Annotated in this window: 8 protein-coding genes and 1 tRNA gene; 6 read left to right on the plus strand and 3 right to left on the minus strand. The window is 33.0% G+C overall.

From position 1 onward, the window contains the following. Positions 1-464 precede the first annotated feature (464 nt). Both PHC28_RS08015 and PHC28_RS08020 read right to left on the minus strand, forming a co-directional pair. On the minus strand, positions 465-1,703 hold the full coding sequence (locus tag PHC28_RS08015; protein ID WP_300098432.1) for a site-specific integrase: 1,239 nt from the start codon (positions 1,701-1,703) through the stop codon (positions 465-467). Between the two features lie 283 nt (positions 1,704-1,986). After that, positions 1,987-2,061 (minus strand) — tRNA-Val (locus PHC28_RS08020). 168 nt (positions 2,062-2,229) lie between these two features. On the opposite strand from PHC28_RS08020, the gene PHC28_RS08025 reads away from it, so the two are divergent. Further along, positions 2,230-4,017, plus strand: coding sequence for an ABC transporter transmembrane domain-containing protein (locus PHC28_RS08025; RefSeq protein WP_300098436.1), 1,788 nt, complete (start codon positions 2,230-2,232; stop codon positions 4,015-4,017). Positions 4,018-4,293: 276 nt separating this feature from the next. Here the strand turns inward: PHC28_RS08025 and PHC28_RS08030 are convergent, their stop codons facing one another. Continuing rightward, positions 4,294-4,533, minus strand: a complete 240-nt coding sequence (locus PHC28_RS08030; protein WP_300098439.1) for a hypothetical protein — start codon at positions 4,531-4,533, stop codon at positions 4,294-4,296. A 205-nt stretch (positions 4,534-4,738) separates the two neighbouring features. Between PHC28_RS08030 and PHC28_RS08035 the strand changes: the two genes are divergently transcribed. The 5 genes from PHC28_RS08035 to PHC28_RS08055 all read left to right on the plus strand — a co-directional run bounded on the left by PHC28_RS08035 (position 4,739) and on the right by PHC28_RS08055 (position 13,582). Next, positions 4,739-5,458: a GYF domain-containing protein gene (locus PHC28_RS08035; RefSeq protein ID WP_300098442.1), complete on the plus strand. Its 720-nt coding sequence runs from the start codon at positions 4,739-4,741 to the stop codon at positions 5,456-5,458. Between the two features lie 260 nt (positions 5,459-5,718). Then, the gene (locus PHC28_RS08040) at positions 5,719-9,132 is read left to right on the plus strand and encodes a DUF2126 domain-containing protein (protein WP_300098445.1); all 3,414 of its coding nucleotides are present in this window, start codon (positions 5,719-5,721) and stop codon (positions 9,130-9,132) included. 84 nt (positions 9,133-9,216) lie between these two features. Further along, on the plus strand, positions 9,217-11,808 hold the full coding sequence (locus PHC28_RS08045; protein ID WP_300098448.1) for a circularly permuted type 2 ATP-grasp protein: 2,592 nt from the start codon (positions 9,217-9,219) through the stop codon (positions 11,806-11,808). After that, entirely contained in the window at positions 11,798-12,667 is an 870-nt protein-coding gene (locus PHC28_RS08050) for a transglutaminase family protein (protein ID WP_300098451.1), read from the plus strand. The genes PHC28_RS08045 and PHC28_RS08050 overlap by 11 nt, the downstream gene beginning before the upstream one ends. A 66-nt stretch (positions 12,668-12,733) precedes the next feature. Further along, entirely contained in the window at positions 12,734-13,582 is an 849-nt protein-coding gene (locus tag PHC28_RS08055) for a protein-glutamine glutaminase family protein (RefSeq protein WP_300098454.1), read from the plus strand. Positions 13,583-13,750 lie beyond the last annotated feature (168 nt).

Here is a 13,750-nt window from a genome sequence, read left to right on the forward strand (position 1 = left end):
GTCTTTATATCATATTCCATTATGTAAATTTACACCTTTCACACAAAACCCAGTAGAACCAAAAAACTTAATGGCTTCCAATTCCGGAAAGTTCTGATTGAGAAAATAAGCTTTGACATTTTCGATTGTTGGCGTTACATCTTTCTTTTTTTCGCGCAACTTTTTTTCTTTTCTTCAAGGGTTCGTTTTTAAAAAAAAATAAATTCATTTTCATTTTTTTTTTGCTTGCGTGTTTACACAAGTTTAAAATGTTTATTATGTTTGTAATGTTTATTATGTTTATATATAATACCAATAACATGTTCACTACTGGTTTACTACTTGTTCACTAGCCTGCCTAATGCTAGTTCATTACTTGTTCATTCACTGGTTTATTATTTGGACTTCTGCATTTTTTCATTTTGAAATTTTATATTAGTTATTTTATTGATTTTCAATAATTTAACAAAAAAGTACTTCTAAACTTATGCTTGCTTGGTTTTGAAATTACCTTGGATGATTTTTTGTTTTAGAATTGACATATCCTCACTCACTTTTTTGTCAAGAATTTTTGCATAGTGCTGGGTAGTTTGTATGTTTTTATGACCAAGCATTTTGCTTACGGTTTCGATAGGAACGCCATTTGTAAGAGTTATAGAAGTTGCGAAAGTGTGTCGAGCCATATGAAAGGTTATCTCTTTTGAAATATTGCATAAGTCGCCAATTTCTTTGAGATAGCTATTCATTTTTTGATTGGTCAAAATCGGCAAGATGCTATCTTCGTTTAAACATCTTGGATGATTGGCATATTTTTGAATGATTTCTTGTGCAATTGGCAGCACAGGTATTTTAGACTTGGTATCTGTTTTTTGGCGGTTTTTGAAAATCCATTTTTCGCCATCGATTCCTATTGCTATGTGGTCTTTCTTCAAACCTTTTACATCAACATAAGCCAAACCAGTATAACAGGAAAATATGAAAATATCTTTCACTAAAGTTAATCTCTCTGATGAAAACCGTTTATTGTAAATCCTGTTTAATTCTTCTTCAGTAAGGAAATCTCGTTCCACTTCTTTCATTTTTCCTTCGTATCGGCTGCAAGGATTTTTGTCCAACCAATCATTATCTAAACAGATTTTAATTATTTTTCTGAAATTCCTAACATATTTCACGGCAGTATTGTTGTTACATTTTTTAACGCTTCGCAAGTAGAATTCAAATTCGGTTACAAAGGCATAATCAATTTTAGTAATACTGATGTCTGAAAGATTGTATTTCCATTGAATAAATTCTTGCAAGTGTTTCAAGGATATTTTGAAGCGTTCCAATGTACCATAAGCATAGCCATTTCCGATAAGTTCTTCGATTTTATCATTGTGATTTTGATAAATTGGAATTATCATTCGTTCTCGTTCATCAACTCCTAGTATTTTACTTTTGAGGGTTTCTGTCGTTACTGGAATTTTTTTGTGTACTAATTCCATTTGCATATCTATAATTTGAATTCGCAACATATCAAGATGGCTGTTTATTGAACGAGCTTCTTCTGAATTGCCCTTCATTTTGCCAGCTTCTGTAGACCATTTGGATATTTCTACAAATCGGTTGCTGCTTAATTCAATTCTTTTGCCATTGATAGTAATTCTTGTGTAGATTGGAATTAAACCGTTTACATTGGCTTTTGCTCTCTTTGCGTAAAAGAGAATAGATACTTTTGTTTTCATCGTGGTAACCTTTTAGTTGTTATTAAATTTAATTCTAATAAGACTAACACACAAGATGTACAAGTTTTAAACAGGTTGTTGAACTGGTTCTTTGATCTTTGTAATGCCTTGTGAATGCTAGGTTGAGATAAAAATCGGTTACCCTAATTTCGGATAGTTTAGGGTAACCGATTTTATCCCTTTCAGTTCACGCATTAATGAATAATTTGAAGTTGTTGTAAACGAAAAAAACCTTTAAATCGTACGATTTAAAGGGTTTTGAAACTAATTGTAGTAATACTTGTGGGCGATGAGGGGTTCGAACCCCCGACCCCCTCGGTGTAAACGAGGTGCTCTGAACCAGCTGAGCTAATCGCCCTTAAAAGGAGTGCAAATATACATTTAGAAATTGTATTTGCAAACAAAATCTAATAAATAAATTATATTTCTTTACTTACACACAAATATAATATATCAGTCAATGAATTAGGACATTTTTTTAGCGTTGAACCAGTATAATAGTATATTTGTAAATAAAACTATATTGATGGCAAGATTTAAAGAAAATGATTTACCAAAATCAAAGATTACTAAAAGTTCTCTTTCAAAAGCAATTCTTATATTTAAATATGCTGAAAATCATCAATGGAAATTTTATGTTGGATTAATTTTTCTACTATTTACAGGGGCTACAGCTTTGACATTTCCTAAATTAATGGGAATGTTAATTGATAGCGTTAAGGGAGGTAGTTATGATCAAGCCAATAATATTGCGCTATTATTAATTGTAATATTATTTTTTCAATCTATATTTTCTTTTTTCAGATTGTATTTATTTATCAATTTCACTGAACACACATTAGCAAATCTTCGACTTTCATTGTACAGTAATTTAGTTAAATTACCAATGTTATTTTTCTCTCATAAACGTGTGGGTGAATTGAACAGCCGCATTAGTTCTGATATTACTCAAATACAAGACACATTAACTTCTACCATTGCTGAATTTTTACGCCAATTTATTTTGATCATTGGAGGTGTCATTTTGCTAGCAACTCAGAGTATCAAACTTACTTTACTAATGCTTTCTGTCGTTCCTCTTGTTGCAGTTGCTGCAGTAATTTTTGGAAGATTTATCAGGAAGTATTCAAAAAAAGTTCAAGATCAAGTTGCCGAAAGTCAGGTTATTGTCGAAGAGACAATGCAAGGAATCAGTATTGTAAAGGCTTTCGCCAATGAATGGTACGAAATTGCTCGTTACGATGGAAAAATAAAAGAAGTTGTAAAGCTTGCCATCAAAGGTGGAAAATACAGAGGTTACTTTGCTTCCTTTATCATTTTCTGTCTTTTCGGAGCTATTGTTGCCGTGGTTTGGTTTGGAGTTCGATTGAGTATTAGTGGCGAAATGAGTATAGGTCAATTGATTTCGTTTGTCTTGTATTCAACTTTCGTTGGAGCTTCATTTGGTGGCATCGCCGAACTTTATGCACAAATTCAAAAAGCAATTGGAGCAACCGAACGTGTTTTTGAATTATTGGAAGAAACTCCCGAGAAAATTAATTCAGAACAAAATTCATCTGCAACACAAAAAATTCAAGGTAATGTTACTTTCAAAAATGTAGCTTTCAGTTACCCTTCGCGTAAAGAAATGAAAGTTTTAAAAGATGTAAGTTTCACAGCTAACTTTGGTCAAAAAATTGCGATTGTTGGTCCAAGTGGTGTTGGAAAATCAACCATCGCTTCCTTATTATTGCGTTTTTACGATATTGAAGGTGGTGAAATTCTGGTTGATGGAAAAAACATCTCTGATTATGACTTAGAAAATCTTCGCGGGAATATGAGCATTGTTCCTCAAGATGTTATCTTATTTGGTGGAACTATCAAAGAAAACATAGCTTATGGAAAACCTGATGCAACAGATGATGAAATTCTAATTGCCGCAAAACAAGCGAATGCATTGAGTTTTATTGAAAGTTTTCCTGAAAAATTCGAAACTATGGTAGGCGAAAGAGGAATTAAACTTTCCGGTGGACAAAGACAAAGAATAGCCATTGCTAGGGCATTGCTTAAAAACCCTAGTATTTTGATATTGGATGAAGCCACATCATCATTAGATAGTGAAAGTGAAAAATTAGTCCAAGAAGCCTTAGAAATATTAATGGAAGGAAGAACAAGCATCATTATAGCTCATAGACTTTCGACTATTAGAAGTGCCGATCAAATATTAGTTCTTGACAAAGGCGTAATTGCAGAACAAGGAACGCATCAGGAATTAATTGTTTTAGAAAATGGTATTTATAAAAACTTGAGCAACCTTCAGTTTAGTCATTCTTAGATTTTAAACGATACTTATTGTTATTTTTAGGACATCGATGACACGGATTCGTAAAAGCGAAATCTACACTATGAATAAAAAGGGACCCTTCACAATTCTTTTATTTTTTTTACCTGCTATACAAAAGTTTATTACAAATGAACTATTCCAAATCATAGTTACTAACTTGCAATTTGATTTTATTTATTTTTTAATTTTTGTTACACTATTACAACAATTATAAATAGAAATATGAGAAGACTTCAAAATAGTTTTCAGAATTTACCCAGTCTATTATTAAAAAGAATATCGAAATACATTGTTGTCCGATAAAAAACATAAATAAAATTCCGAACTCAATGTTTGTGACATATACTGACAGTTCGCTCCTCTGGAGCTTGTTTTGGACGACTCACTTTTTCCACAAACAGTATGTCCCGATGGGACTGAAATAGCTCCGTTAGGAGTGAACTGTTTGTAGAAAATAGTTATTTTTGTTGAATAAAGCTCCGAAGGAGCGACCTGTTGATTATTCATAAAATTTTATCGGACAACAATGATCGAAATAATTTAATCAAATGCTGTAAAGGAGAATTATTTTTTATTATTAATCAAATTTATTATAACTACTAATTTCTGTATTGGGAAATAAAATAGTAATTCGAGATTTATCAACTACTATAATTTTTGAGAATAAATTAACGTTAAGTTCTAAACACAATCATTTATTTTGTATTCATTTATGAAGAAGTATTTCCTACACAACGGTTCTGAAAGTAGTGGCCCTTTTGATTTAGAAGAATTGAAAGCGAAAAGAATTTCCAAAACTACTCCTATATGGTTTGAAGGAATGGAGAACTGGAAAACTGCCTCTGAAATCGAAGAGTTAAAAAGCCTTTTTGTAGTTATCCCTCCTCCTATTAGCTCCTTTTCAGGAACAACTTCAACACTTAAAAAGGAGGTAAAAACCGAAAAACGAAAAATATTAGGTTTGTCCAAAACCCTTTTTTTTGGAATTATAGGTGGTTTAATTGTTTTAGTTGTAACCATTATTTTAAATACCTTAGAAGAGAAAAGAAGTCAAGAATTAAAACTCAAAAACCATAAAACAGAATTAGAAAATTATCAATTTGAGCTAAAACAAAAAGAAATTGAGGAACAAAAAATTCAAGAAGTCATTCAAGAGAAAATTGATGCAGATAGAATGGCACTTGAAAAAAAACAAAACACCAATAATAGACTTTTAGAAATTAAAAATTCACTAATCAATTACCAAAAAAATTTAGAGGCAAACGAAAAAAAATTGAATGATGCTTCAGATTTTAAGTTTTTAAGAACTGCAACTGAAAAAAAAGAGCAACTAAATTTATTGCAAAAAAATATTGATTCAATAAAAAATGAAATGAATCAATTAAAAAACGAATCAGAACAATTAAAACTGGAATTAGAGAAAATACATTAATTAGCTACTTTAATTTGTTCTCTTTAAAAGAAAAATTTAGAACGTAAAAATTCAAAAAAACAATATATCGAGTTTCTCATTTTCCCAAATAACAAATGATTTGAATACTATTTAAATTATTCACAATATAAAAAACAAAAATTATCAATTTAAAAGTATTTTAACCTAAAACACATTCATTATTATCATATAAATTCGACAAATAGTGATTTTTTTTCAATCTTTGTATTTATCTAGTAAAGCAATAAAATCATTATTCTATGTCTATAAAAATAGCCATTTCACATAAAACAGCTTATAAATTTAATCGAAGTGTAAAACTATTTCCTCATATTTTTAGACTACGTCCTGCCGCTCACTCCAGAACAGCAATTGAAGGTTACTCCTTCAAAATTTATCCAGAAAATCATTTTATTAATTGGCAACAAGATCCTTTTGGAAATTATCAAGCAAGAGTTGTTTTTAACGAAAAAACAACCGAATTACGAGTTGAAGTCGAAGTGATTGCAAAATTAGAAGTTATCAATCCTTTTGACTTTTTTGTCGAAGAATATGCCGAGACTTTTCCTTTTCTCTACGAGAATAAGCTTCACAAAGAATTATGGCCCTATCTTGAAGTAAAAGAAAAAGGGAGTAAATTCGATGCTTTTGTAGCAAAATTGAAACAGAAAAAAGACTTAATCACTGTTGATTTTCTGGTATTTGCCAATCAATTGGTATTTCAAACCTTGAATTATAATATCCGTCTTGAAGTGGGAGTTCAAACTTCGGAAGAAACACTACAATTACAAAGCGGTTCTTGCCGTGATTTCGCTTGGCTTTTAGTACAGGCATTGCGAAGTATTGGATTAGCAACCCGTTTTGTTTCGGGTTATTTGGTTCAATTAACCTCGGATATAAAATCTCTCGACGGTCCTTCAGGTCCTGAAAATGATTTTACTGATTTACACGCTTGGGTCGAGGTTTATTTACCTGGAGCTGGATGGATTGGTTTAGACCCAACTTCAGGACTTTTTGCTGGCGAAGGACATATTCCTTTGTGCTGCACGCCCGATTATGAAAGCGCCGCTCCTGTTACAGGTGCGAGTGAAATATGTCAAGTAGAATTTGAATTTGACAATACCGTAACTCGCATTCACGAAGACCCAAGAGTTACAAAACCTTACACCGAACAGCAATGGGAAAACATTATGAAGGTGGGTAACGATGTCGAAAAAGACTTGATTGAGGGCGATGTTCGTTTGACAATGGGAGGCGAACCAACTTTTGTTTCTATCGATGATTTTGAATCTCCTGAATGGAATTCTACTGCCGATGGTCCTCTGAAAAGAAAACTGGCTTATGATTTGGCACTCCGATTGAAAGGACGTTTTGCTCACGGCGGTTTGCTTCACTTTGGTCAAGGAAAATGGTATCCCGGCGAATTATTTCCACGTTGGCAATATGCTTTATACTGGAGAAAAGACGGATTGCCATTATGGAAAAATGATGCTTTAATTGCTAAAGAAGAGGGTGAAAAATTTTCTTTCCACGATGCGGAACGTTTTGCTATTGAACTGACTAAGTATTTAGGAATTGATATAAAAAACATCAATCCAACTTATGAAGACCCCATTTACTGGGCTTTGGAAGAAGGAAAATTACCTGTAAATCTGGATCCTTTGGCTGTTAATCTGAAAGATTCAGTTCAGCGACATACTTTGGCTAAACTATTAGAAAAAGGATTAAATAATCCATCGGGTTTTGTTTTGCCTCTAAAATGGATTCACGAAACCAAAAATTGGGTAAGCTGTGTTTGGGAATTTCGAAGAGGACAATGTTATTTGATTCCAGGAAATTCACCTATCGGTTTGCGTTTGCCTTTGGAATCTTTGCCAAAAATTTCTAAAAATAAAAGAGAACAACCTGTTTCCCGAAGTTTATTCGAAGAATTATCAACCTTGGGCGATTATCATCAAACATTGGAAGGAAGATACGGAACAATTGCTGCCAATTATAAAGCAACCGAAACACTAAATTTAGAGGACGAAGATACAGAAGAAATTAAAGAAAAAGAACCTTTATTATTTGAAGTGGAAACTTTTTCGACAGCTATGTGTATTGAAGAACGCGACGGAATTATCTATGTTTTTTTACCTCCAACCGATTATTTGGAAACTTATTTAGATTTAATCGCTTCAGTAGAAGCTACTGCCGAGAAATTGCAAATGCCGGTTCGAATTGAAGGGTATCAACCTGAAACGGATTATCGAATCGAAAAAATGATGGTGACTCCAGATCCTGGTGTAATTGAGGTGAATGTGCATCCGGCTAAATCGTGGCAAGAAATTGTAGATAACACCACGGCTTTGTATGAAGAAGCTTTTCTTTCTCGTTTGGGAACTGATAAATTTATGGTTGATGGCAGACATACTGGAACTGGTGGTGGAAATCACGTGACTTTGGGAGCTGCAAAACCTGAAGACAGTCCTTTGTTGCGAAGACCAGATTTGTTGCGAAGTTTGATTACTTATTGGCAACATCATCCTGTTTTAAGCTACCTTTTTGCAGGCCCTTTTATTGGGCCAACCAGCCAAGCACCGCGAATTGACGAAGGTCGTGACGAACGTTTGTATGAAATGGAAATTGCATTTGAACAAATTCCAAAAGACAAAGAAATCCCATTTTGGATGGTAGACAGAATTTTTAGAAATTTACTCACTGACATTACAGGAAACACCCATAGAACTGAATTTTGCATCGACAAATTATATTCGCCCGATTCTTCGACAGGTAGATTGGGAATATTAGAATTACGCGCTTTTGATATGCCACCGCATAAACATATGAACTTAGTTCAAAACTTATTAGTTCGTTCATTGGTTGCCAAGTTTTGGGCAGCACCCTATGAGAAAAAATTAGTACGTTGGGGAACTGAATTGCACGATAAATTCTTATTGCCACACTTTGCCTATCTCGATATGATTGATGTGGTAAACGATTTGAAAGAAACAGGTTATGATTTTGACATTTCGTGGTTTGATCCGTTTTTTGAATTTAGATTCCCTCATCACGGTGGCATCACGGTAGATAATATTCAATTGGAAATCCGTTTAGGAATTGAACCTTGGCACGTTTTAGGTGAAGAATTATCAAGTAATGGAACCGCTCGTTTTGTAGATTCTTCATTAGAAAGATTGCAAGTAAAAGTTTCTGGTATTATTCCAGAACGTCATATTTTGCTATGCAAAGGCTGTCGAATTCCATTGAGAAGTACCGGAATCAAAGGCGAATATGTGGCTGGAATTCGTTATAAAGCTTGGAATCCGCCTTCAGCATTGCATCCAAATATTGGTGTTGATGTTCCGTTAGTTTTTGATATTGTGGATACTTGGAATAATAAAGTCATTGGGGGTTGTACTTATTTTGTTTCGCATCCGGGAGGTCGAAGTTTTGAAACCTATCCCGTGAATAGCTATGAAGCAGAATCAAGAAAAATCAGTCGTTTTTGGGATTTTGGACATACTCCATCGAGTACTTCCGAACAAAGTGCACCAGTAATCAATTCGCCTACAGTTTCCAGATTTGTGGCTCAGAACAAATCCAATTTAAAACCCGATACTCCAATAGAATTGATTAATCCTGAATATCCAAACACATTAGATTTAAGGCATTATTGGGTAGCTAAAAAATAGCAACATATTTATAAAAATTAATTGCTGTTCCCATTAAAAATGGTATTTTGCAAGACTATAAAAGATTAAATTCATATCTAACAAATGATTCAAGATATTTCATTGGGACTACTCCAATCTTATAAAGAAAAAATCAATTCTTATGACGAAGTACTTGATCAAAATGGTCAGGTAAAGCCTTATTGGCAAGGACTTTTTGATACTTTAGAATCAATTGGTATTGAAGAATTAGAATTGCGCAATCAAGAAATTGTAAAAAAATTAAAGGAAAACGGAGTTACTTATAATATTTATGATTCTAATAAAGAATCCAATCGTGCGTGGAAGCTAGATCCTATTCCTTTTTTAATCCACGAATCTGAATGGAAAACAATCGAAAAAGGATTACAACAAAGAGCCCATTTGTTAGACTTGATTCTAAAAGATCTTTACGGACCACAATTATTAATAAAAAATGCCATTATCCCAGCGGAATTGGTTTTTGATAATTCAGGGTTTCTTTTACCTTGCTTTGATATTAAACAAAAACTTGACAAACAATTAATCAATTATGCCGTTGATTTAGCCCGCGGTCCTGACGGAAAAATGTGGCTTTTAGATAACAGAACCCAATCTCCATCAGGAACAGGATATGCACTCGAAAATAGAATAGTAATGAGTAAAGTTTTACCTGAACTCAATGAAAAAACCTATAGAAAAAGGCTTTCTCCCTATTTTAGTCAACTGCAACAAACGGTTGACACACTTGGAAATAATTCCAATGAAAATCCAAATGTTGTTTTCCTAACACCTGGCCCAAATAACGAAACCTATTTTGAGCACGTGTATCTTTCGTCTTATTTAGGATATACTTTAGTTCAAGGAAACGATTTATTGGTTCGAGATGGATTTGTTTGGCTTAAATCTATTGACCAACTCGAAAGAGTGGATGTCATCATCAAACGACTAGATGACGAATGGTGTGATCCTTTAGAATTAAGAAGAGATTCATTACTTGGAATTCCAGGTTTATTACAAGTGATTCGTTTGGGAAATGTTTCAGTAGTAAATCCTCCAGGAACCAGCATATTAGAAAATTATGGTTTGATGGCGTTTATGCAAAATGCGTGTAAATTTCTGCTCAATGAACCATTATTGTTAAGCTCTGTGGCAACTTGGTGGTGCGGACAAACCAAAGAATTGAACTTTGTTTTGGCCAATTTACCCAAACTAATCATTAAAAAGACCAATCGAAAACAAGGATTTAGATCCATTTATGGACGCTTATTGACACTAGAACAACTTGCCGAATTAAAAAGTTTGATTCTCAAAAATCCAAACGAATATGTTGCTCAAGAAGAAGTTAGTTTATCTACAACACCAGCGTTTATCAACGGAACAATAGAACCTAGATATGCTGCCATACGTGCCTTTTTGATAGCTGACGGAGAGGGTTACAAAGTAATGCAAGGTGGTTTAACCCGAAGTTCTGCTGTAAAAGATAAGTTTGAAATTTCAAATCAATTTGGTGGGATTTCAAAAGATACTTGGATTATTTCTGAATTACCAACAGAGTATCAGGAAAAATATGTTGAAAGAAAAAACACCAACAATCAACTCAATAATTCTTTGACAAGCCGAAATGCCGAAAATTTATTTTGGTTAGGCCGTTTATGTGAAAGAACGATGGCACTTCGAAGTTTTCTTAAAATAATTCTCAATAGACTCAACGAAAATGTCACTAAGAACAGTAATAAACAACCTGATTTCTTGGTGGTATTATTGAAATCATTGACACATCTCACTCAAACTTATCCTGGATTTGTTGGAAAAGAACAAAAAGATGGAGAAGAATTGAATAACGAAGCAATTTTTGAAGACCCAATCGTAGAATTGCTACTATTGATTAATGATTCTGGTAAACCTGGTTCAGTGGTTTATAATCTACAATCGCTGCTAAACACAATTAATCAAGTTAGTGAAAAATGGAATCACGACACACGACGTATCATCAATTTAGTAGAAGATAGCCTCCATTCTCTTAAAAAGACCAATACAAATAACATAAATTCTGTAAATCATTATTTAGATAAATTACACATTCGACTATTTTCATTTTATGGAAATATTTACGAAACACTACCTAGAGATAATGGATTCTATTTGCTAGAAATAGGGAAAAATGTAGAGCGAATTTTATCTTTGATTTCTGTTTTTCGTTCTACTTTAAATTATAAAAAAATTGAGGAAGAAGAAGCTGTTTTAATGGAAGCTATCTTAGAGAATCATCATTTATTAGCACAATATCGAAATATTTACAAATCGCATTTGAGTTTAAAAGCCGTTATAAATATGGTTTTTTTAGAAAAAAACTTGCCTTATACACTTTCGTATTTATTAGATACTCTATCTGTTTATCTTTCAAAATTGCCTAAAATTATTGAACCTCATCGATTGAGTATCGCCGAAAAATCAGCTCTGGAAGCCAGTACAATAGTGAAATTAATTGATGCGGACAATCTAATTCGAATAGACGAAGAAACACAATTTCGCCCTGAATTAGACCAAACACTTTCGGATGTTTTTGAACTGATTTCGGATGTTTCAAATAATTTATCGAGTTTGTATTTCAATCATTCCGTAATGCAGCACTCTGTTTTAGATAATCTTGAAATTATTGATACTGATGAAATATAAATTAAAACATCAAACTCTTTATACCTACGTTAATGAGGTGCACAATTATCAAAGTATATTGTGCCTTCAGCCACGGAATTCAGCCAAACAAATTTGTAAAAATTTCAAATTAGAAATTGAGCCAACTCCTTCAAAAGTATATTCTCGCACCGATTATTTTGGGAACATACTACATTATTTTTCGCTACACGAATCGCATAAATCACTAAAAGTTGTTGTTTCAAGTGAAATTGAAGTACTGAATGATATTGTTCAACCATTAAATCCAATTACTTGTGAAGAAGCAAGACTACGATTTAAAACTGATCATAATCTAAAAATTGAAGTTTTACAGTACCAATTACCCAGTCAATTTATCAGTTGGGATGATGATACTGTAGCTTTCGCGGAGACCTGTTTACATCCAAACACGTCTCTATTTGAAGCTATTTTAGATTTAATTAAAAAAATTTATACCGAATTTCAATTCAAATCTGGTTCAACCAATGTCAATACACCCCTAAAAACAGTACTTAAAGAACGAAAAGGTGTTTGCCAAGATTTCTCTCATTTAGCAATTGCTGCTTTAAGGAGTGTTGGAATTCCAGCACGTTATGTCAGTGGTTATATCGAAACGCTTCCGCCAAAAGGAAAGCCAAAACTAGAAGGTTCGGATGCTTCACACGCTTGGATTTCGGTTTATATTCCAGAAATGGGCTGGTGCGAATTTGACCCAACTAATAATATGATTCCACAACAGCGACATATTGTAACTGCTTACGGAAGAGATTTTGCAGATGTGTCGCCACTAAAAGGAATTATTTTTAGTTCAGGAGACCATAAAGTAAAAGTCGAAGTAGATGTGATACCCATAATTTAATTCCTTTTAAATACTATCATTAAAAAACACCCCCTTTTAACGGCTCGAAAAGCATCAATAATCAACATAAATACTGCCAATGCACTATTTACAGAAATATTGAAATCAGGAATTCCTTTTGGTTATCAGCAAGCCAATTGTCATAATATTTCCCATTATATCAGCATTCTATTAGAATCTAAAGGTTATCGATGCGCCAAAATTTGGGCTTTTGCTCCAGTAGTTTATTCTACTTCTAGCTCCAGATTAATAACTTTTACCGATAAAAAAAACATATCACCTACTGGAAAAATAGATTGGGGATACCACGTAGCTCCCATTCTACAAGTTCGAATTGGTACTAAAGTACGCAAAATGGTCATTGATCCAGGACTTTTTAAAACTCCTGTTCGTTATAGAACTTGGTTGGCCAAACTTAAAACCAGAAAGCTCATTTATTTGATTATGGATTCAGAATGGTATTTATTCAATTCCTCAATGATTACAAATTTACAATTACAACAGAATATAGATATTATTCAACCCAATGTAAAACTACCCGATTGGTTTTCAGACAAATTGATTACCGATTTTTTTAAATACGAAGATGATGCTTTGGAGCAACATTGGATTGAAAAAGGATTAGCTGTAAACGAAACGGCTATGGCTTTTTATACTAACGAGATCAAACCTTTACTTCATTCGAAAATTCATTTGGATTTGGTTAATGATTATAAAATGTTAGTGGGAAATGTTTTCAATTTCGAAACAATTTTCAGAGACAATAATTGGAACTATGAAATGGATGATACTTTTCAATACAATCATCAAGACATTATTGCCAAATACCGAGAAATTTATTCTTCTAATTTAATTAAATGGCAAAAATCTATGGCTTCATTAAACGAAATCATTAGCAAAAAACACAAGAAATAATTCAGGATTTTATTGTTGAGAAAGTACAATTAACACAATCGCAACTAAAGCGAAAAACAGCCCCAAATAATTCATTATGGACAATTTTTCTTCAAAAATAAAGATTCCAGTCAAGCTGCCAATAATGATTACACCCATATTCATACCAGCAAAAACAGTCGAAGGATT

It is taken from the genome of Flavobacterium sp. (genome assembly GCF_028712645.1).
In the GTDB taxonomy this organism is placed as follows: domain Bacteria; phylum Bacteroidota; class Bacteroidia; order Flavobacteriales; family Flavobacteriaceae; genus Flavobacterium.

Bases quoted from the DNA above. Each gene is read 5' to 3' on its own strand.
- PHC28_RS08015 (WP_300098432.1), bottom strand. From the start codon at position 1,703: ATGAAAACAAAAGTATCTATTCTCTTTTACGCAAAGAGAGCAAAAGCC.
- PHC28_RS08025 (WP_300098436.1), top strand. From the start codon at position 2,230: ATGGCAAGATTTAAAGAAAATGATTTACCAAAATCAAAGATTACTAAA.
- PHC28_RS08030 (WP_300098439.1), bottom strand. From the start codon at position 4,533: ATGAATAATCAACAGGTCGCTCCTTCGGAGCTTTATTCAACAAAAATA.
- PHC28_RS08035 (WP_300098442.1), top strand. From the start codon at position 4,739: ATGAAGAAGTATTTCCTACACAACGGTTCTGAAAGTAGTGGCCCTTTT.
- PHC28_RS08040 (WP_300098445.1), top strand. From the start codon at position 5,719: ATGTCTATAAAAATAGCCATTTCACATAAAACAGCTTATAAATTTAAT.
- PHC28_RS08045 (WP_300098448.1), top strand. From the start codon at position 9,217: ATGATTCAAGATATTTCATTGGGACTACTCCAATCTTATAAAGAAAAA.
- PHC28_RS08050 (WP_300098451.1), top strand. From the start codon at position 11,798: ATGAAATATAAATTAAAACATCAAACTCTTTATACCTACGTTAATGAG.